The organism is Sporosarcina siberiensis (genome assembly GCF_042681925.1).
Lineage (GTDB): Bacteria > Bacillota > Bacilli > Bacillales_A > Planococcaceae > Sporosarcina > Sporosarcina siberiensis.
The window spans coordinates 14,287-36,057 of record NZ_JBHUGI010000032.1 but is presented as its reverse complement, the minus strand read 5'-3'; the positions used below and the strand labels follow the sequence as shown (position 1 = coordinate 36,057).

Below are 21,771 nucleotides of genomic sequence, written 5' to 3'. Positions count from 1 at the left end.
CCGATTTTTGAACATGTCGGATATAATTAATGTAACTATAGTGAAAAGGGGCGCTTCCGATGAGTGGAAATGAAGGTTCAATAAGAGAAGAATTATTACAAAATCAAATTGAAGATTTAATGAGGATATTACAAAATCGTTTTGAAAACAATAGTCATCGCCATCCGAATATGGAGTGGGTAAACATACAAGCCAAATTGGAGGCAAATACCGAGAAAATAAGGTCTCTGAGTGAAATGGAGCGAACTGGTGGGGAACCGGATGTGATCGGTTATGACGTTGAAAAAGATGAATACATTTTTTGCGATTGTTCCGCTGAAAGTCCTATTGGTCGAAGAAGTGTTTGTTACGACCAAGAAGCGTTGGATTCGAGAAAAAAGAATAAACCTGAAAACAGTGCGATGGCCATGGCAAACGACATGGGGATTGAACTTTTAAACGAAGAAGGTTATCGTCAGCTACAAAAGCTTGAAAAGTTCGATAGAAAAACATCAAGTTGGATACAAACACCTTCAGATATACGAAAACTTAAGGGTGCTTTATTTTGTGATTTCCGTTACGGCCATGTTTTCTTATATCACAACGGCGCAGACTCTTATTATGCGGCCAGAGGATTCCGTGGTTCTTTAAGGGTTTGATGTTTATTTATAATAAATGGTCTTTCGCAACTATGTAGTTGCGAAAGACCATTTTTTATGTCCAAATCGCATTAGTATTCTGCATGCCAAGAGTAAGTTATTTTAACAGGTTTTCATCTTTAAAGGGCAGTTTTATTTTAATTGATAGTTGCTTGGCTTCTTTAATAGAGAGTCTGAGACTGATTAGAGTTTTCCTATTGGATCCCGCTTTAGAAATGCGGTCATACAATGGAGTGCTCCCCAGCCCTTGAGAAGTTCATCAATTTCTGTCTCAATTACTTCAACACCCGCATCTTCTAATTTTGCTTTCATTTCAATGTTTCCAGCAGGTGCAACAACTTTCCCAGGCTCTAATGCTACAAAATTCATACAAGAACCCCATTTAATTTCCTCGAGGTTAGTGGCCTCTATAATTTTGAAGTCACGATCTAGGAATTCCTTTACAACATTATACGAAACTTGCCACGGGAACAATGCCACTGTTTTTCTATCGGCAATATTCATGAGTCCATCTAAATGTGCATGTCCATAAGGGATTTCGAAATTGATAATATTTGTTACACCAATATTTCTTAATTCGGACTCAACTTGAGCCGCTCCTTCTTTATTAGCACGAGCGCCAGTACCTAAAATAACCGTTTCTCTGTCAATCCACATACCGCAAGCGCCATCAAACCAGCCATTTCCATTAATTGTTTTAATAATTGGCACACCTAATTTAGCCAAAGCTTCTGCAGTTTTGCGTTCTTCGCCTCGCCGAGCGGATATACCGTTACGGCAAACAATAGCTCCTTCGGGTGTCATAAATACCTGATCTCTCATAAAAAGTGCATTCGGTCGATCAGCTCTTTGTTCTTCTACATAATGGACATTTACACCATGGGCTCTATAAATATCAGCTAGCGCATCGTGTTGTTGTCTTGCCTTATTTACATCCATTGGTCCTTTCCAACGAAAATCGGCATAGTTTTCTTGTGTTACAAATTCAATTTCTTTCCCGGGTCTACGCATAATTACATCTCTTAATTTTCCGATTTCTGAATCACAATACCAGTCTCCCCATAGCTCTTCCATATTGTCTGCAAAAGAAGTTGTTGATGGGAACCAACGTTCACCTTGAATTTTAACTTTTTCTATAACATTACTCATAAATTCCACTCCTAATTTACGTATTGTAGTAGTACTCAGTTAACTACAATATTTAGTATAATTCAGATAATAATAATAGTCCACCAAATATATAGAATAGTTAAAATACAGTAATTTATTTAATGAACCTCAATTCGCTATATTTAAAATAGAAATACAATCAGAAAATTCAACTTGCACTCGCACCGTGATTAATGTTATGTTATCTAATCAACAACCTTTATTCTAAATATTTCATCATATTATTGAGCTATAGTTGGGATGATTTCTAGAAAGCTTGCATTTAGGTTGAGGTTTATGTAAGAATATTTACAAAATACATAGAAAGGAAGCCAAAGAGTGAACAAGTGAAAACTATAAAGATTTGGGGGATTAATTGTATGAAGATTCTTGGGAAAAATAAACTTTACATAATAATGCTATTTGCTTTAATGCTTGTTCTTGGAGGGTGTAGTTCGGATTCACCTGAAACTAGTGAAGAAAAGAATGATACAAAAGCAGGGGAAGAAACAAAAAAAGGTGGAGGAGAATTAAGAGTAGCATTATCTGCGCAGCCACCTACGCTGGACCAACCAACTTCAACCTCTACCTCCACTAGGGATATCGCAAGGCTTATGTTTGAAACACTACTTACAACAAACTCAAAGTTTCAACCGGTTCCAATGCTTGCCGAATCAGTTGATGTAAGTGATGACAGTAAGTCGTATACATTTAATTTAAGAAAAGGTGTAAAGTTTCATAATGGTAAAGAAATGACTTCGGACGATGTAGTAGCATCGATGAACCGTTGGCTTGAAAAGTCTTCCATTACAGGGTCTATTTTTACGGATGCTACATTTGAAGCAAAGGATGACTACACAGTTACTTTAGAGTTGGCAAAGCCTTCAGCACTAGCTTTGGATACAATGGCTTCAGCGAAAATGGCGGCTGCAATAATGCCGAAAGAAATTGTTGAAGCAGCGACTGCGGAAGCTGGAGTATCAGAATATATCGGTACGGGTCCTTTCGAAATTGTTGAATGGAAAACGGACCAATACATTCATTTTACTAAATACGACGATTATCAAGCAGTAGAAGGTGAAGCAGATGGGCTTTCCGGTAACAAAGAAGCTTTAATCGATGATCTCTACTTTGATTTTGTTGGAGATGCAGCTACACGACTTGCAGGCTTGCAAACAGGAGAATATGATATTGCTTATGCAATGCAATACGATGGTTATAATAGATTACTCGAAGATTCGGACATGAATCCAGTTTTGGAGAAAGTTGGAGAAGTTGTCTTAGTCTATAATAAAGTGCAAGGTCCGGCATCTAATGTCAAAATGCGCCAAGCAATCAATGCATCACTTGATGTAAATGAAATTATGTTTGGTGGATTTACAAACGAAGATATTTATTGGTTGGATTCGGGATATATGACAAGAGATATTGAAAACTGGAGAAGCGAAGCAGGAAGCGAATTTTATAATGAGAATGATCCGGAAAAAGCAAAGAAACTATTAAAGGAAATAGGTTACAATAACGAAGAGTTTAAACTAATGACAACACGTGACTATCCGCATCTTTACAATGCTGCAGTAGTCATTCAAGATCAATTAACGAAAATCGGAGTAAATGTAAAACTAGAAGTTTTTGATTGGCCGACACTTTCGGAAAAGCAAAATAAGCCGGGTGATTGGGATGCTTTCATCACCACATTTGGAACAGTAACAACTCCAACACAATTATTAGCAGTCAGCCCTACTTATGGGTTGGGAGTGCAGGATGATACTATACTGGACTTGGCAGAAAAGATTGGAACATCTTCTACTCATGAAGAAGCTAAACAATTATGGGATGAACTTCAAGGTTACGCATGGGAGAAGCATATGCCGATATCAATTCTAGGCGGATTTAACACTTTATATGGTGAAACGAGCAAAGTAAAAGGATTTAACACTTTCCAAGGCGCAGTATTTTGGAATGTTGAAATTGAGGAATAAAAGTTAATACGTTTTACAAATATAAAAATAGAGCTGTCCGATCCGGTTTTAACTGGATTGGGCAGCTCTTTTCTTAATCATTCAGAAAGCGACATCCGAAAATTGAATCATCTCACTAGTAAAATTCAACATGAGATTCAATAATAAAACAAGATTGCATTTATGTGATATTACAGAAAGTAATCTAATGTATCGCTAATATTTGAGAAAGAATAATAGGTTAGTTCTTTTGTTTTAAAGGTGTTTTTTTCTTTAAATATGCTTTAAATATTCTGATATCTATTGACTCTTAATGTTTTGGTTGTTATATTAACTTGGCGTCAATATATAATTGAATTATTAGACAATAAAATCGGATTAGGGTAATGAACGGTGAGTTTAAGCTGGAAAACTAATTTTATCTCCAGCAAGAAAAGCTTTAAGAATTTGGTGTAAGTACATAATGGTTAAGAAGGAGAAGATAGTATGAAGCATCTACTTAATAAAAGAGTTCAAGAGGTGAAATTATCCCCTATTCGATTGTATTCCCAACGAATCTCAGAATTAAAGGATGGGATAAATTTAACGATTGGGCAACCCGACTTTTTTACGCCTGAACATATTAAAGAGGCTGGTAAACGAGCAATTGACGAAAATAAAACATCTTATACAAATACAGCCGGAATACCCGAACTTAGAAAAGCCGCAAGTAAATACGTGAATGAAAAATACAACCTGTCCTATAACTGGGAAGATGAAGTATTGATTACAACCGGAGCAACACAAGCTTTGGATATCGTCCTACGAACGATTTTGGAAGAGGGATGTGAAGTCATATTACCAGGTCCCGTCTATCTTGGTTATCACCCTTTGATACAAATGTGTGGAGCTGTTCCGGTGTTCGTAGATACTACAAATAACGATTTTAAAATGACCGCGGATTTAATAGAAAAAAAGTTGACGCCAAAGACGAGATGTGTAATTCTGTCGTATCCATCAAATCCTGTTGGTGCTATTCTTAATAAAGAAGAATTGGAAGAAATCGGTCGACTTTTAAAAGGGAAAGACATCTTCATAGTCTCGGATGAGATTTATAGCGAGTTAAATTATGAAGAGGATCATTATTCAATTGCAGCTGTTCCTGAACTGAAAAATCAATCTGTTGTCATAAACGGTCTTTCCAAATCGCATTCAATGACTGGTTGGAGAATTGGTTTACTATTTGCGCCAGCGTACTTAATCTCAGAGGCATTCAAAGTTCAAGTTTACAGTACGACTTGTGCTTCCTCCATTAGTCAATATGCAGCTCTTGAAGCGTTGACCAATGGATTTGATGATCCGTTAATAATGAAAAAAGTATATCAAAAAAGAAGGGATTATGTATATTCACGTCTAGCGTCTATGGGGTTCGATGTAAGCAAGCCTAAAGGGGCATTTTACATATTTCCATCCGTGAAAAAGTTCTCCATGACATCAACAGAATTTGCTGATGCACTTCTTGAAAAAGAACATGTGGCTGTCGTTCCTGGCAGTGCTTTTTCTGAATTAGGAGAGGGTTATATTAGAATCTCATTTGCGTACTCAATGGAAATCCTCGAAGAAGGTTTAAATAGAATTGAAAATTTTGTAGGTCAATTGGGTCAGTGATCCCGATTTGTTTTTAAGTACGAATATCTACAATTGCGAAAAAATATATCTATTTCAACACCGATGTGGATAATTCCTATCGGTGTTGTTTGGTATCTTGTAAACAGTTTAGAAATTACTTCCTTTCGACATTAATCTAGTTCAGTAGTCACAAAATGATACCATACAACAATTTATTGAAAACATCTAATTAATCGAAGTGAAAAGCTCCTTTAGTTGTTTTTTTTTGGGTATAATAGGGTAGTTAAAACATCAGAGAAATAGATGAGGAGGATGCACTGAATGCTTAAAAGACTAGTATTGAAAATGCGACAAAGCATTTGGTTTGTCCCAAGTGTCTATAGTATATTTGCTTCACTTCTTGCGTTAGGAACAGTGCTCATTGATACGAAATTCAATGCAGAGGTGATAGATTATATACCGTCTTATATGCGGACATCTGTAGACTTGGCGCAAACGATACTCGGAACGATTTCGGGAGCATTGCTAACAATGACCACGATTACGTTTTCAACAATTATGGTCGTATTGACGATGTACTCATCTCAATTTTCCCCTAGGGCTCTTCAAAACTTTTTAAATGCACCGTCCACACAACGCGTTCTAGGGATCTTTATGGGCGGTTTTGTGTATTCTATTTTATCTCTACTATTTATGCGCAAAGAAACAAGTTACCACGAAGTCATTTCTGCTTCTGTCGCGGTAATAATCGCAGTCATTTGTTTAGCATTTTTTGCGTATTTCATTCACAAGGTAGGAAGATCTGTTCAAGTGAGCCGCCTTATTCGCGAGCTTACAACTGAAGTTCTGAAAACAATTGAATCCAATGAGCGCACCGCTCAAGATGAAGCCGTAGTGATCATGAAAGAAAAGCCTCCATTTGCCACTTCAAGTTCTTCTATGACAGAATTCAGGTGTGATGCTTTTGGTTATGTCCAGTTTATAAACTTTGAAAAATTGACGGAATGGGCAGAAGAACATGAAGTAGTAATAGATATTATTGCGCCGGTTGGTTCGTTTGTCGGAACTAAAAGCATTGTAGCCATGGTCTATCATCAACAGGAACTCCCTGACTTCAATGTCTCTTCGTGTTTTGCAGTTGGAGAAGAACGTTCGACATTACAAGACATTGAATATGGAATTGAAAAAATTGCTGAGATTGGACTTCGTGCTTTGTCACCGGGGATTAACGACCCGAATACAGCGGTAAGATGCATACACTCTATGGGGGAAGTACTTGAGCAAGCATCGCACTCGTCAGGTGGCATGATGATATCATATACAAGTCAGAACCGAGCGTGTTTATTTGCACCTCAATTTGGCTTAAATGATTATTTGTACGCTGCGTTCAGCCAAATGAGTTTTTACGGAAGGCAAGATGCAAGTATATTGCACGCGATGTTGGATGCTTTGTTGTACATCACCCGCAGCCGTCAAGATTCAAATGAGACGTTGAAAGAAGTTCGCCGAATGGGTGAATATGTATGGAAGCGGTTTGATCATTCGATTTTTGAACCGTTGGATATGGAACGACTTTGCGACAAGCAAGAAACCCTTCTTTTGTTAACCAAAGACCATGTAGAAAATGCTCTTTTTTCAAAGGAGTGATTCCATATAGCGAATGCATCACATGATAATATAAAGAAAACTAAGTAGATGGACGTATAAGGAGAAGATTTTAATGAAGAAGATTGGTTGGCTGATTATTGCGATTTTATTACTGCTAGCGGCTTGCGGGACGGAAAAAGGATATGTAACCGTAGATATTGACGAAGTTCAGCAGCTGCAAGACGATGGAGCAATTGTTCTTGATGTCCGTGAGGTGGATGAATTTGCGGAAGGACATATTATAGGTGCGATAAATGCACCTTTATCTGAATTAAAGAATGGTGAGCGATCAGTTTTGGATGAAAAACAATCGTATATAGTTATTTGTCGCAGCGGCAGTCGTTCAATAGTAGCGAGTGAACTTTTAATTAAAGAGGGTTATGATTTAGTTAACGTTTCGGAAGGTATGTCTTCTTGGACGGGTGAAGTAGAATACTGATTTTCGATAGGCTAAAGAACAAATTAGATTATCATTAGTAGACTACATAAGGAGGTTTTAGCGATGGTGAAAAAGGGTGTTGCTTTAATTAGAGGTGCTAATGCACCAATTGCAGTGGATGATGTTCTTAAGATTAGGGTGGAGTGGGGCAGTTCCGCAGCTGATTTAGATGTAAGTTGCTTTCTAGTCAATGTGGATGGAAACGTTCCAACAGATGAGTATATGATCTTTTACAACCAACCGAAAGATCCTACAAGTTTGATAGAACTTTTTGAAACGACACCAACTGTTAAAACATTTTCTCTTTCCCTGAAATCTCTAAAACAATCCAAAATACAGAAGTGTGTATTTGCAGTGACATTAGATGGGCCAGGTACTTTAAAAAATATACCAAACCTGAAAATTTCCGCAAAGTCCTTTAACAGTGAAGTTCAGTTTGACATTGACCAATTAGGCGATGAAACGTCCCTAGTATTAGCTGAAGTCTATCGATATAAAGAGTGGTTTAAGTTTAGAGCGATAGGCAAAGGATTTAATGGAGGTCTAAAGCCGTTAGCTGAAGCACATGGAGTTGTTGTAGAAGAAGAGGTTGCGGAAGAATTACCGTCTAAAGTAATTCAATCAACACCAGCGCCAATATCAACTATAAATCTGACGAAGATTGATTTATTAAAGAAGAAAGTAACCATTTCTCTAGAGAAAAACAAACTCACTACAGAAAAAGCTAGAGTTGCGGTGGTATTTGATGCTTCGGGATCGATGAGTAATCTGTATTCGAAAGGGACCGTACAGCTTGCGTTTGAAAGAGTGCTAGCAATTGCTGCAAGTATAGATGATGATGGCGAATTGGACGTTTGGTTCTTTGGAAGTAAATTTATGCGGGCACCTAGTGTTACAGAAAAGGACTATGAGGATTATGTGAAAAAAACGTATCCACAACCTCGTATTTTTGGCGGAGTTGGAGTTGGCAACAATGAACCACTAGTGATGGCTGATGTAATTCACAAATTCACTGTGGAAGAACCCGATAAAAACCTTCCTACATATGTAGTTTTCTTTAGCGACGGCGGCATTTATGAAGAAAAAAAGATTTCAAAGTTACTAATTGATAGCGCGAAGGAAAATATTTTTTGGCAGTTTGTCGGAATAGGGAATGCGAAGTTCGGTGTATTGCAAAAGTTAGATAACTTATCAGGTCGTGTCGTAGATAACGCCAACTTCTTCGCTCTGGATGATTTAGATCGAATCAGCGACGAAGACCTCTACAATCGGCTGTTTAATGAATTTCCGCATTGGCTTAAGGAAGCAAGGCGATTGGGAATTACAAACTAGGAACCTTTACGAAAAATGTAAAGGTTTTTTATTTTGAAACTAAGTTTAGTATTTAAAATTATATTAATAGACACGGCTTCTACGCATTCAACAGTACGGAAAGATCAATTTCTAAGATTATTTTCGGTAGTATAAATTTCACGGAAAATTAATTAATCGTTACGTATTCGTTCAGGATGTGTATATAAATTAAAGGATTCCCCGCGTATAAAACCAACAGTTGTGATGCCTAAATCCTCTGCCAGTTCGAGTGCCAGTTCTGTAGGAGCAGATTTAGATAACACAATTTCGCAGCCGATTTTGGCTACTTTTAATAAGATTTCCGACGAAATCCGTCCACTAAAGACGATGATTTTATCGTGAACAGGGATATTGTTTCGTAAACAATGACCGTAAATTTTATCAAGAGCATTATGCCGACCCACATCCATTCGAGATACGATAACCCCCTCAGAGGAACAAAGCGCAGCATTATGAACACCACCAGTTTTTTGAAAAATATCTGCGGTATCATTCATTTGTTTCATTAATGAAAAACAGTCTTGGGGAGTAAGGGTGATTGAAATGTCATTCATTTTCTTTGCGGTCAGTGCATCATGTGCAAACACAAAACCCTGTCTACTCATTCCACAACAAGAAGTGATATAACGTTTACCAAGCATTTTTTCATAAAAAGAATACTTTTTCGTTGCTTGAATGTCTATTTTGGAAGAGTCCTCGGATATCGAAATTCCTTGAATATCCGAAAACCTCGGAATAACGCCCTCAGAGGCTAGAAAACCAATAACCATGTCTTCGATGTATTCTGGAGAACAAACAATCGTCATAAACTCTTCGTTGTTGATACGTATCGTGACTGCATGTTCCACGGCTACAAAATCGTCATTTTTAATGAAATGCCCATTTGAGTAATGTGAAATAACTCTTTCTTTAAATAATTTCATTTAAGTACCCTCCATCTAGAAGAAATCTGTATATAAAAGTATTAGTCTAATATCTAATAGTATATTGAATTATCTATCAATAGTGAAGAGATTCATTGTTAAATCTCATTTTATCAACTATAATGAGTGCAACAAGAGGGAATTTAATTGTTTTTTTATTAAAAGGAGGTATTTCATGACTTTAAAAATTAACGGAGAAAACTATACATTTGAGAATGGATTGTCCATTATTCAAGTTTTGAACCATTACAAAATTGAACATCCCCAAATCTGTCATTTACCTGAAGTGGACCCGATTGAAACGTGTGATACATGCATTGTTGAGGTCGATGGAAAACTTGTTCGTTCGTGTTCAACGAAAGCGGTTTCAGGGATGAGTATATCACTTTCCTCGCCGCGTGCCAAAGCGGCTCAAACAGAAGCAATGGATCGTATACTGGAAAACCATTTACTCTATTGCACAGTTTGTGATAATAATAACGGCAATTGCAAAATCCATAATACTGTAGATTTGATGGAAATTGAACATCAGAAATATCCTTTTGAACCAAAGTGTTCTGTGGACTCGGTGGATTTTTCTCATCCATTTTATCGATATGATCCGAATCAGTGCATAGCTTGCGGTCAGTGTGTGGAGGCGTGTCAAAACCTTCAAGTGAATGAGACCCTAACGATGGACTGGGAACGAGACCGCCCAATCGTTCTGTGGGATGGTGGAGCAAAAATTAATGATTCTTCTTGCGTAGGATGTGGACATTGTATAACAGTCTGCCCGTGTAATGCATTAATGGAAAAAACTATGCTTGGTGAAGCTGGTTTTATGACGAGTATGCCTGAAGAAATAATGACACCTATGATTGATTTGATAAAAGACGTGGAGCCTGGCTATAGCGGTATTATGGCAATATCGGACGCGGAGGCTGCAATGCGTGAAACGCGTACTGAAAAAACGAAGACGGTATGCACGTTTTGCGGTGTTGGATGCTCTTTTGAAGTATGGACGAAGGATCGTAAAATACTCAAAATTGAGCCAGTCTCAGAAGCACCTGTCAATGCGATTTCAACATGTGTGAAAGGGAAGTTTGGCTGGGATTTTGTTAACAGTGAGGAGCGCTTAACTCAACCTTTAATTCGTCGTGGTGATGAATTTGTAGAAGCTTCATGGGAGGAAGCTCTTGATTTGGTTGCTGAGAAATTGGGAACTGTTCGAAAAGAACATGGAAAAGACGGTGTAGGTTTTATTTCTTCTTCTAAAATTACAAATGAAGAAAACTATGTTATGCAAAAACTGGCTCGACAAGTGTTTGAAACAAATCATGTGGATAACTGTTCTCGTTACTGTCAGTCTCCAGCAACAGATGGGCTGTTTCGAACGGTTGGTATGGGTGGCGATGCCGGAACGATTAAGGACATCGCAAAAGCCGGACTTGTCATTATTGTTGGTGCGAATCCAGCAGAAGGACATCCTGTACTTGCGACACGAGTGAAGCGGGCGCATAAATTACACGGTCAAAAGCTTATAGTGGCAGATCTTAGGAAGAATGAAATGGCTGAACGGTCGGACATTTTTATTCGACCAAAACAAGGAACCGATCAAGTATGGCTAATGGCCGTTACAAAATACATGATTGACCAAGGCTGGCATGACACAGCATTCATTCAAGAGAATGTTAATTTCTTTTCAGACTTTCAAGAAGTATTAACTAAATATACGTTGGATTATGCTTTTGAGCAGACGGGTATCAAGAAGGAAACATTAATTGAAATTGCAGAAATGATACGGGATGCGGACGGTACATGTATTTTATGGGGAATGGGTGTAACACAAAATACAGGGGGTTCGGATACATCCGCAGCAATTTCAAATCTATTGTTGGCTACAGGGAATTACAGACGTCCAGGAGCTGGGGCTTATCCATTACGTGGACATAATAATGTTCAGGGTGCTTGTGATATGGGCTCGTTACCCGGTTGGCTTCCAGGTTATCAGCATGTCAGTGATGACGATGCACGTCAAAAGTTTGAACGAGCATATGGCGTTGAGATTGATAACAAACCAGGTATGGATAGTGTCGAAATGATACGTGCAGCGGACAAAGGAATTATGAAAGCAATGTATATTGTTGGAGAAGATATGGCGCTAGTCGATTCGAATGCGAACCATGTCGACCAAGTATTATCCAATCTCGATTTTCTAGTTGTACAAGACATCTTCTTTTCAAGAACTGCTCAGTATGCAGATGTTATTTTGCCAGCTGTGCCTTCCCTTGAAAAAGATGGGACTTTTACAAATACAGAAAGACGTGTACAACGACTGTATAAAGCGTTGCCGAATCTAGGGAATACGCGACAAGACTGGTGGATTGTCCAAGAGATCGCGAACCGATTGGGTGCGAATTGGAACTACAGTCATCCAAGTGATATTTTTGATGAAATGGCGAGTTTGTCGCCTTTGTTTAGTCAGGCAAATTATGAAGTTCTAAAAGATTGGAATAGTTTCTTCTGGGGAAGTCACGATGGTTCAAGTACTCCATTGCTTTATGTAGACGGATTTAATTTCCCAGATAAGAAAGCTCGATTCGCAATGTCTGATTGGATAGAGCCGGTAGAATTCCCGACTGAGTTTGATTTGCATATTAATAACGGTCGATTGCTTGAACATTTCCATGAAGGAAACTTAACGAATAAATCAGCTGGAATTCAATCGAAAGTTCCAGAGATATTTGTTGAATTGTCGCCAGAACTTGCCGAGGAGCGTGGGGTTCTTACGGGCTCAATCGTGCGGCTGATTTCTCCGTACGGTGCACTGAAAGTACCTGCAATTGTAACGGATCGAGTTCAAGGAAACGAACTATTTTTGCCACTCAATTCAGTTCTAAAAGAGTCTGCCATTAATTTTTTAACTGGACCGGCAACGGATGAGCGAACGAATACTCCGGCATTTAAGCAAACAAAAGTACGTATGGAATTACTGCAAAAAGAAGGTGAGAATCCATTACCATCTACCAATCATAGAAATAAAAAAAGAAATCCAACAAAAGGTATTGAAGTTGAACGTAAATGGGCGCGCCCTGGATATGTACAACTCACAGACCAAAAAGAGGAGAGGTGAAAGTGGATGGCGGTTCCAATTACTTCTATTAAGAAGAAACAATATACACCAGAACAAATTCAAGAACAAAAACTAGAGGAACTTCAGGCGTTACTTGCCAAACAGGATGAGGCACTGGAAAAGATTTTATCAATAACAGGGGAACTGAATGATATTGGCGTCTTGGATGCTGTAGCGGCAATGGTAAAAGCAAAAGAACAAATTGCAAAAATTGCTGTAGACCAAGTCTCAAGAGAACCCATTACTAATTTAATCAACCACGTAATGAATGCTTCTGCAGTAATGTCATCCATAGATCCGGCGATTACATCTAAACTTGTGGAAAGTGTAAGAAGTGGTTTAAATGAGGCGGAATTGTATAGAGACAATGATGAAAAGGTTGGGGTTATCCAACTTATGACGTTATTAAAAGACGATGATATTAATCGTGGACTGAAATTCGGACTCGATTTTCTAAAGGGTATGGGCAGGGAATTGGGGAAGTAAAGGTTAGCTATGACCATATCTTTGTGTATCACAACGGAGCAGAATCTTATTATGTAGCCAGAGGTTTTCGTGATTTTTTAAGAGCATGATTTCAGTAGAGTAGAGACCGATTGACAGAAGTTTGTATAAAAGAAAACTATTTTAGGGCCGGTTCAGGTCCTTTTTATATTAAGCAGCTTTTTAAATTTAAACCTATGTATTTGAAATCATATGGTCTATAATAGGTCTTGTCTTGTGTAAAGACACCTTGAGGAAGAGGAATATTTATGCGAGAAAGATTGTTAAATAGATAAGAGGAGGAACTATTTTATGAAGAAACAAAGTATGTGGTCTCTTAAATTTTCAACAGCTGCACTCGTCCTTATTCCGGCAGCAATTGGTATTAACTATCTCGGAAAACTATTTGCAGAGATATTAAGATTACCATTATGGTTAGACTCTATCGGAACAATACTCTCTAGTATGTTAGCGGGTCCGATTATTGGGGCACTAACGGGAATTATTAATAATATTATTTATGGTTTTACAGCTAGTCCGGTTTCATTTGTTTACGCGATAACATCGGGAGTCATTGGTCTTGTCGTTGGGATTATGGCTTACAAAGGATGGATTGCTTCGATTGGAAAAGCACTTGTCCTCGGACTTGTCGTTGGATTGATAGCAGCGACAGTTTCTACCCCGCTGAATATTATGTTTTGGGGCGGACAAACAGGTAACGTTTGGGGAGATGCATTATTTGCAACGATGATTGCCCAAGACCTACCTCTATGGTTAGCTTCATTTGCCGATAGTGTCGTTGTAGATGTACCTGATAAAATCGTTACTGTTTTAATCAGCTTTTTGATATTTAAAGGTTTACCAAAAAATGTAACTCAGATGTACGATAGTCGTTCAGAAATCGAACGTCTGTAATTTAGGAGGAATACTATGAAGAATATGACGCTCTATGTGAAAAAAGATTCGATTATTCACGACGTCGATCCATTATCAAAACTACTATTCGTTTTTAGTTCAGTGGCAGTGACGTATATTTTACCGAATCATCTATTTGTCATAGGTGTCCTTGCATTCACGCTATTATTGCTCATTGTTGGAAGAGTGTTTAAATACATTATTCCAATTATGGGACTTAGTTTAGTACTCATTTTTTCAATTGTTGTCGTGCAAGGTTTTTTTCACCCTGATCGTGCAACTGTATTGTTTACGATTGGGTCACTTCCTATTTACAAAGAAGGTTTTTCGTTCGCATTGTTATTGACACTTCGCGTTCTAAATATGGTATGTGCATTCGGGGTACTGGTCCTAACTACGAAGCCTGATGATTTAGTAGAATCGCTTATTCGTAAAGGGATGTCGCCAAAAATAGGCTATGTTCTTTTATCAGTTTTGCAGATTATCCCGCAGATGATTGCAATGACTGGAAAAATAACGGACGCTCAGCGCTCACGAGGAATGGAAACTGAGGGGAATCTAGTAGCACGTATCAAGTCATTCATCCCGCTGCTAAGTCCAGTTGTGTTAAATTCACTCAATGATACTCGAGAACGTTCGATTGCTCTTGAAATTCGAGGGTTCAACTCAAAAAGTGAACGAACTTTTCTTCACGAATCGATTCGTTTTAAATATGGAGTTGCTGTAAAGTTTCTGTTAGTAGCAATTTTGATTGCGGTAATTATTTGGAGGGTTATTCTATGAGTAGTATTCGAGTGGAACATCTTACATATAAATACCCAACACGTGAAAATTTCGCACTAAATGATGTCTCTTTTACTGTTAAAAAAGGTGAATTCATTGGTATTGCTGGTGAAAACACTGCTGGAAAAACAACACTTTGCTATGCACTTAGTGGCTTAGTTCCTCATTTTTTTAAAGGAGCATATGGCGGAAATGTCTTTATTGGTAATATGGAAGTGTATACCCAAGAAATTAGTGATATTACAGCTAAAGTAGGTCTCGTATTCGAGAATCCGTTCTCCCAAATGACTGGGGCAAAATTTACAGTCTACGATGAAATTGCATTTGGGCTTGAAAACTTAGGTGTACCACGGGATGAAATGCACCGTCGTATTCAAGAGTGTATGCATCAACTAGATATTGAAGAGTTGCGGGATAAAAACCCTTTTTCTCTTTCGGGTGGTCAAATGCAACGTGTTGCGATTGCCAGCGTAATCGCCATGAAACCTGATATTCTTATATTTGATGAACCCACTTCTCAGCTTGATCCACAAGGCTCTGAAGAAGTTTTTAAAGTCGTGGGTGAACTTTCTAAACAAGGAATTACAATTATCATGGTCGAGCAAAAGGTCGAAAAACTTGCTGCCTATTCAGACCGCATCTTCTTAATGCATGAAGGGAAATTAATACAAGCAGGTACTCCTACAGAGATATTTTCACGCGATGATTTGAGTACATATGGAATTGAGCCTCCAATCTATACATCGGCAGCTAGATCACTTTGGCTGACTCAAGACACAACGAATCTTCTACCTATTGTATTAGAAGAGATTCCAACGACTGGATTAGAAAATTTCACTCTACAAGTTCACCAACAAAATACAGCCGATTTCCAAACAGCTGAGATTGTTGTTTCGAATCTTCATTTTAACTATGTAAAAGACATAGCTATTATGAAGGGCATCGATAGTACATTGAGTGGTAAACCGATAGCAATTATCGGGCAAAACGGAGCGGGTAAATCTACATTTGTAAAATTGTTGAAGGCTCTATTGAAACCATGTAAAGGTGAGATAACTATTGATGGCATTAAGACAGCTGACAGTACTGCTGCAAAACTTGCTGCTACAATTGGTCTTATCTTTCAAAATCCCAACGATCAAATCTTTAAGAATAATGTGCTTGACGAGGTAATGTTTGGTCCATTAAATATTGGGCAATCTACAGAAACAGCAAAACTCAATGCAATGAAAATGTTAGAGCTCGTTGGCCTTACTGGTAAAGAAGATGAAAACCCATATGATTTAAGTCTTGCTGAACGGAAAATGATTGCTGTAGCTTCGATTTTAGCAATGGATACAAAAATTGTTATTTTCGATGAGCCAACTATGGGACAAGACCATAAAGGAAAAAAGATGTTGGCTAAGATTATCAAAGAGTTATACACACAAGGTAAGTTAGTATTATGTATTTTACATGATATGGATTTTGTTGCGAATACCTTCGAGCGTACAATAATTTTGAGCGAAGGGTGTGTAGTGTTCGACGGAGAAACACGTAGTGCGTATGGCCAGGAACAACTTCTAAGCCAGGCAAAGCTTGAACAACCCCATATTACGCAGCTTGCTCGTCGAATGGGTTATCCCGGTATTATATTGAAAAGTAGTGAATTAATAACGAGGTAAATTTTTTTCAAGTAGCACTAATTGATAATACTAAGATTTGTTATTCTAAGAAAAAAAGAATACATAAAAAGAGTGAGCATATTTGCTCACTCTTTTTAATTATTTATTAAATTAACGCTGTTCACCAGTTTTTACATAGTTTATAAACTCTTTAGGAGTCATGTTTTCAATGCCAAGGTTTTCAAGTGTTCTTGCATCCTTCATCAAATCGCGTTCAAGTACAAGCTGCCCCATGGAAATAATTACTTCCATTCGTTCTGTAGGTAAATCGAGCAACTTTCCAAGAGCAACGAATGGAACAAGTCCCATTGGAATGTCCTCTGTTAGATAGCGTGTGTCGAGCGTTTTTTGCCCTTTAATATCCTGATATACACTGTTTTTACGTACTGAATCTGCTAGATTATTCTCAAATACATTATACTCTACTTCCATTTGCTCACGACATGAGAGTAATTCAAGTCCCAAAGCGCGTCCAATTGCAAGTCGTTCTTCATCCATAGCTTCAACAAATCGTCCGATGGATGGCGTGAATCCATCGATATAGAAGTGCCATTCATGGTCAGATTCAATTGTACCTGTATTAAGTAGTGTTGTTGCAGGATGTAAAATCGGGTTTGTATTATCAAAACTTGTAACTAGGATACTTTCAGTAGCTTCAAACTGTGGAAATGCAGGTTGAACAGCTGCAACTACATTTGCCGTTTCTGTTGCTGGAAGGGCTGCAATTAGTATTCTACTTTTTAGACCGAATACTTGCGTTCTACCGGGTTCAATTATCCGACAACCATACAACAATGTATTCGTCTCTGCCAATGTAACATTTGCAGTACAACCTTCATCTTTAAGTGTTTTTTTGAATGCCAATGATCCAAATGTTGCCGCTGGGTTTAAGATGACGATTTGACCATCTTTCAAGTAAGGGGCACATGCTTTAGCAACAGTTGTATGTGCAGTTGCTGGTACTGTAACAAGCACGATGTCCGCATCTTGTAGTGCTTCTTCGATATTTGTTGTTGCACGACGAACTTTTCCAAAACCATTCAATGCGTCTTCTAGATAAACTCCGCCTTGTTTTGTTATGCTTTCAATCGTTTCTTCAAAAATATCGTATAATGTGACATCAAAGCCCATCATCCCTAAATGACCAGCTGTTGTTTGGCCACCGTTACCGCCACCTAAAATCGTCCATTTCATACTTTTTGCCATTTATAACTACTCCTTTTGAGTTATTTTAAAGTCCATTAATTTTGATTAAGTCTATCTTTATATACTTATAACATTATAACATATTAAGGTAAATTAAAACGGACCCCAATCAATCCATACAGCAATTGCTAAAATAATCATTGTCCAAATTGTCCATTTCAGAACGAGTGGTCCAGCAAAACGTATCCATTTGCCGAATGGTACCGCTGCAATTCCAAGTGCAGCCATTAAAACAGGGTGTGTAGGTGTAATCATGTTCCAATATCCGTCACCTGACTGGAATGCTTGGACTGCTATTTGACGATTAATACCAATAACGTCACTGAGGATGACATAATAGGCATTACAACAGCGGCTTGTCCTGTAGAAGAGGGGATAATGAAATTTATGAGCCCTTGTGAAAAGTACATTCCCCAAGCAGCAAATACACTATTTAAGCTACCTAAAGGAACAGATACGGCATAAACAAATGTATCTATAATTTGTCCTTCTTCCATAACAACAAGAATGGCTCTTGAAAGTCCGATAATTAGTGCAGCAGCTGTCATATCAGCGGCACCTTTCATAAATTCATCTGTAAACTGATTGAAACTACCATTGAATGCGATAATACCAACTACAATCCCCATAAGTAACATGAGCGCGGAAATTTCCGCAAGGTACCATCCGTATTTCAGTACCCCAAATACAAGTACAACAAGTGATGAACCTAAAACAGCCATGATCCACTTATGTCTTTTTGTCATTGTTAGATTGTCCAGGATTGACAAATCTGTTTCAACTTTTTCTGTTTCATTTGCTAAAAGACTCTTTTTGGGATCCAATTTAACTTTTTTTGCATACTTTAACGTGTGATGAATTGCAATAATCAATCCACCAATCATTAAGATGGTTCGTAAGCCAATTCCTGAGAAGAGCGGTAATTCAGCAATAGCTTGAGCAATTCCAACGTTAAAGGGATTAAGAGGCCCCGCAGAGTATCCAGCATAAATCCCAACAACTACTATGGAAACCGCGATAATGCGGTCATAACCCATTGCTATCGTTGCAGCTAGAACAATTGCCACGAAGGGTAATGTCTCTTCTGCCATTCCAAACGTTGCGCCACCAATAGCAAATGCAGTCATAGCAATAATAATGAATATTGATTCTCTGCCTTTAAGCCGGTGAATGAGTCTTGCCAATGCTGCATTAATAGCACCACTTTTTACAATAACACCAAAAACTCCACCTACAATCAATACAAAGGCGATAATTTCGGAAGCGCCGACTATTCCATTAAACAAAGATGCCAATACTCCTCCGGGACCAACAGGTGTTGCTTCTGTATATGAAAAGCTATCGGCTACAATTAACTCTCTGCCGGTTTTATCATCCATAAGACGTTCAAATTGACCCGCGGGTACAATATACGTTAATAGTGCTACTAAAACAATAATAATCATAAGCAATCCAGTTGTAGTTGGTGCTTTAAAATTCCACTTTTTCTTTTGCTTTTCCATTCAGTCCACCATCCTTTTATTGGTAGAATGTTCCGTCAATAAAACATGAACACTCCTGATTGATTGTATATAAAAATATAACATTATAACATTAAGGTGTATAGAAACGAACCCGTTTCTAGTTTCTAATCAAGTGAAATCAAGCAATTTATTTAGAGGAAGTGAAGAAGTACTACTATCATCTAAATTCTTGAATTTCATGTTAGATCCAATTCCAAATAATACTTGTCTTTATCCTGTTTCATAATAAACTTTGAATATTCAACAGGATTGCCATCTGTAGAATAGGTAATTCGCTCCCATACAAAGAGTGGAGTGTTTGGTCGAACACCAAGCAGCTTTACCTCATTTTCATTGGGGACTGTTCCAGAAAAATAATTTTTCGAACGTGCTAGTGTAATGCCACATGTCTTTTTAAGTAAATCATAGATAAATACATCCTTATTAGGAGATTCTTCATGAGGTGGCCAAATTTCTTGTGGAATGTACGTATACTCCAGAGAAACCTTTTCTTCTTCCTCATAACCAATTCGCTCTACATAGACGAATTCAGCTTCAGAAGAAAACCCTAACTTTTTAGATATAGCAGGATACGACTGATTAAATTTCCACTCAAGTAAATCGTGTGAACTACTAATTTCATCATCTGAACGAATAAATTCAGATTTATGGATGTTTTTCTCTACATGTAAATTGGTAACAAATGTTCCTCGACCACGTTGTCGAACAAGCATCCCTTTATCGACTAGATTCATAATGGCTCTTTTAATGGTAATATTACTAACATCATACGTATTCGCTAATTCAATTTCCGTTGGGATTTGAACTCCTTCGTCCCAAACTCCTGTAAGTATCTTATCTTCTAGAATCACCTCTATTTGAGAATAGAGAGGTGTTGTTGCTGTTTTATCAATTTTCATGCATCCCACCCCTGTATAGTTGTTTATAATATTATAACTATGGAGTAACTTTACAACACTATAAAAAGTTTGTAAAGTCTTTTCGTAAACGCTTTCATAAAATAGTAATTTGATTACTGACTTTTCGATCTAGTGGCTCATTCATCTTATCAATGCAGTAGCGGTATTTAGGGAGTTCTGCAAAAAGTTTGATAGGGGATGTAACCACAAAAAGATTATGAAAAGAAAAAAGAGTAAGCGTATTGGCTCACTCTTTTCAACAAATTATACTTATGAAAGAACTTTTGTATTGAGGTTAAGTGCTTGCTGTAATGCGTTAAGTTCTTCGTTGTTTAATGGAATCATAGGGAGACGAACACCACCAACTGGGATTCCTTTTAAATTCAAAGCCGCTTTCACAGGACAAGGGTTTGGAGCGGCAAATAATGCCTTCATGATGGGAAGGAGTTTACGATGATCCTTAGCTGCATCTTTGACATTGCCGTTATTAAATTTTTCAATCATCGTTTGCATTTCATTACCTAAAACATGAGAAGCTACGGAAACGACACCGATTCCGCCAATCGATAATACTGGAATCGTTAAACCATCATCACCGCTATATAGAGAAAAAGTGTCTGGTGTCTGTTCAATAATTTCCGACATAGTAACTAAATTACCACTTGCTTCTTTAATGGCAACAATATTAGGGATTTTTGATAGACGAATGACGGTATCGACAGACATATTGACTACACTGCGACCTGGCACATTATAAAGCATGATCGGTAAAAATGTGAACTCCGCAATTGTTTTGAAATGCTGATACAATCCTTCTTGAGATGGATTGTTATAGTATGGTGTAACGAGCATAATACCATCTACCCCTGCATATTCTGCAAGTTTTGTAAGTTCAACAGATTCTTTTGTGTTGTTCGAACCGGTACCCGCAATTACTGGGATTCTACCATTCACAATTTCCATAGTAAATTTAAACAATTCTACTTTTTCTTCCTTTGTTAACGTCGGAGACTCTCCGGTTGTTCCAGATACGACTAAACCATCAGTCCCATTTGCAATTAAATGATTGATTAAGTTTTCTGTAGCTGGAAAATCTACTTCTCCATTCGTGTCAAAAGGAGTTACCATTGCTGTTAAAACTTGTCCGAAATTCATAATTTCTCCACATCCTATAATTTATTTTAAAAATTAGAGGTGGGAGGGCAGGTAGTAAATGAACGCAAAAATGCAACAACGAGGGATCGTTGTTGCATAAGAAATAAAGAATAATTTCTTTGCATAAGATAGCCCTCCATATAGTTTCCTATATGACAATTCTGTGTTTGTTCAACAACAGAACCAGCTCCGAGAAAATGAGTTTCTCTTCACTTCGGCAAATTCCCCTTTCCACATATGTCATAGGATCTCAATATCCTCGAAATGTGTACTGATGGTTTTCGCGCCTCTATCCCTACTTCAAAAGTTTTTG

At 37.8% G+C, this 21,771-nt stretch carries 19 protein-coding genes and 1 riboswitch; of the genes, 12 read left to right on the top strand and 7 right to left on the bottom strand.

Annotation, left to right across the window (positions count from 1 at the left end):
- The first annotated feature begins 119 nt into the window (after window positions 1-119).
- Window positions 120-638, top strand: coding sequence for a DUF4256 domain-containing protein (locus tag ACFSFY_RS11070; RefSeq protein ID WP_381539049.1), 519 nt, complete (start codon window positions 120-122; stop codon window positions 636-638).
- Window positions 639-821: 183 nt separating this feature from the next.
- Here ACFSFY_RS11070 and ACFSFY_RS11065 read toward each other — a convergent pair whose 3' ends face one another.
- Entirely contained in the window at window positions 822-1,787 is a 966-nt protein-coding gene (locus tag ACFSFY_RS11065) for a dimethylarginine dimethylaminohydrolase family protein (protein ID WP_381538021.1), read from the bottom strand.
- A gap of 380 nt (window positions 1,788-2,167) precedes the next feature.
- Here ACFSFY_RS11065 and ACFSFY_RS11060 point away from each other — a divergent pair, with 380 nt between their 5' ends.
- From ACFSFY_RS11060 to ACFSFY_RS11040, 5 genes are all read left to right on the top strand, one after another.
- Window positions 2,168-3,769, top strand: a complete 1,602-nt coding sequence (locus tag ACFSFY_RS11060) for an ABC transporter substrate-binding protein (protein WP_381538019.1) — start codon at window positions 2,168-2,170, stop codon at window positions 3,767-3,769.
- A gap of 465 nt (window positions 3,770-4,234) precedes the next feature.
- Window positions 4,235-5,395 carry an aminotransferase A gene (locus ACFSFY_RS11055; protein ID WP_381538017.1) on the top strand — a complete coding sequence of 387 codons (1,161 nt, stop codon included), beginning with the start codon at window positions 4,235-4,237 and terminating at the stop codon, window positions 5,393-5,395.
- 282 nt (window positions 5,396-5,677) lie between these two features.
- Complete coding sequence (locus tag ACFSFY_RS11050) at window positions 5,678-7,003, top strand: DUF2254 domain-containing protein (protein WP_381538015.1); 1,326 nt, start codon at window positions 5,678-5,680, stop codon at window positions 7,001-7,003.
- Window positions 7,004-7,076: 73 nt separating this feature from the next.
- Entirely contained in the window at window positions 7,077-7,442 is a 366-nt protein-coding gene (locus ACFSFY_RS11045; protein WP_381538013.1) for a rhodanese-like domain-containing protein, read from the top strand.
- A gap of 63 nt (window positions 7,443-7,505) precedes the next feature.
- A complete protein-coding gene (locus ACFSFY_RS11040; protein WP_381538011.1) occupies window positions 7,506-8,774 on the top strand; it encodes a VWA domain-containing protein in 1,269 nt (422 codons plus the stop codon).
- Between the two features lie 152 nt (window positions 8,775-8,926).
- Here the strand turns inward: ACFSFY_RS11040 and fdhD are convergent, their stop codons facing one another.
- Entirely contained in the window at window positions 8,927-9,718 is a 792-nt protein-coding gene (gene fdhD, locus ACFSFY_RS11035) for a formate dehydrogenase accessory sulfurtransferase FdhD (protein ID WP_381538009.1), read from the bottom strand.
- Between the two features lie 175 nt (window positions 9,719-9,893).
- Here fdhD and fdhF point away from each other — a divergent pair, with 175 nt between their 5' ends.
- From fdhF to ACFSFY_RS11005, 6 genes are all read left to right on the top strand, one after another.
- Complete coding sequence (gene fdhF / locus ACFSFY_RS11030; RefSeq protein ID WP_381538008.1) at window positions 9,894-12,830, top strand: formate dehydrogenase subunit alpha; 2,937 nt, start codon at window positions 9,894-9,896, stop codon at window positions 12,828-12,830.
- A gap of 6 nt (window positions 12,831-12,836) precedes the next feature.
- Window positions 12,837-13,316 (top strand): helical membrane plugin domain-containing protein, encoded by a 480-nt coding sequence (locus ACFSFY_RS11025; protein ID WP_381538006.1) that lies wholly within the window; start codon window positions 12,837-12,839, stop codon window positions 13,314-13,316.
- Window positions 13,268-13,405, top strand: coding sequence for a DUF4256 domain-containing protein (locus tag ACFSFY_RS11020; RefSeq protein ID WP_381539047.1), 138 nt, complete (start codon window positions 13,268-13,270; stop codon window positions 13,403-13,405). The genes ACFSFY_RS11025 and ACFSFY_RS11020 overlap by 49 nt, the downstream gene beginning before the upstream one ends.
- 220 nt (window positions 13,406-13,625) lie before the next feature.
- Window positions 13,626-14,228: an ECF transporter S component gene (locus ACFSFY_RS11015; RefSeq protein ID WP_381538004.1), complete on the top strand. Its 603-nt coding sequence runs from the start codon at window positions 13,626-13,628 to the stop codon at window positions 14,226-14,228.
- 15 nt (window positions 14,229-14,243) lie between these two features.
- The gene (locus ACFSFY_RS11010) at window positions 14,244-15,011 is read left to right on the top strand and encodes an energy-coupling factor transporter transmembrane component T family protein (RefSeq protein ID WP_381538002.1); all 768 of its coding nucleotides are present in this window, start codon (window positions 14,244-14,246) and stop codon (window positions 15,009-15,011) included.
- The gene (locus ACFSFY_RS11005) at window positions 15,008-16,675 is read left to right on the top strand and encodes an ABC transporter ATP-binding protein (RefSeq protein ID WP_381538001.1); all 1,668 of its coding nucleotides are present in this window, start codon (window positions 15,008-15,010) and stop codon (window positions 16,673-16,675) included. The genes ACFSFY_RS11010 and ACFSFY_RS11005 overlap by 4 nt, the downstream gene beginning before the upstream one ends.
- 111 nt (window positions 16,676-16,786) lie before the next feature.
- Here the strand turns inward: ACFSFY_RS11005 and ACFSFY_RS11000 are convergent, their stop codons facing one another.
- The 5 genes from ACFSFY_RS11000 to dapA form a co-directional block, all read right to left on the bottom strand.
- On the bottom strand, window positions 16,787-17,881 hold the full coding sequence (locus ACFSFY_RS11000) for an NAD/NADP octopine/nopaline dehydrogenase family protein (protein ID WP_381538000.1): 1,095 nt from the start codon (window positions 17,879-17,881) through the stop codon (window positions 16,787-16,789).
- 93 nt (window positions 17,882-17,974) lie between these two features.
- Complete coding sequence (locus tag ACFSFY_RS10995) at window positions 17,975-18,178, bottom strand: hypothetical protein (RefSeq protein WP_381539046.1); 204 nt, start codon at window positions 18,176-18,178, stop codon at window positions 17,975-17,977.
- Window positions 18,175-19,383, bottom strand: coding sequence for a YfcC family protein (locus tag ACFSFY_RS10990; protein WP_381537999.1), 1,209 nt, complete (start codon window positions 19,381-19,383; stop codon window positions 18,175-18,177). The genes ACFSFY_RS10995 and ACFSFY_RS10990 overlap by 4 nt, the downstream gene beginning before the upstream one ends.
- Window positions 19,384-19,580: 197 nt before the next feature.
- On the bottom strand, window positions 19,581-20,303 hold the full coding sequence (locus ACFSFY_RS10985; protein WP_381537998.1) for a GntR family transcriptional regulator: 723 nt from the start codon (window positions 20,301-20,303) through the stop codon (window positions 19,581-19,583).
- 270 nt (window positions 20,304-20,573) lie between these two features.
- The gene (dapA, locus tag ACFSFY_RS10980; protein WP_381537996.1) at window positions 20,574-21,458 is read right to left on the bottom strand and encodes a 4-hydroxy-tetrahydrodipicolinate synthase; all 885 of its coding nucleotides are present in this window, start codon (window positions 21,456-21,458) and stop codon (window positions 20,574-20,576) included.
- A gap of 121 nt (window positions 21,459-21,579) precedes the next feature.
- A riboswitch (Lysine riboswitch) is annotated at window positions 21,580-21,758 on the bottom strand.
- Window positions 21,759-21,771 lie beyond the last annotated feature (13 nt).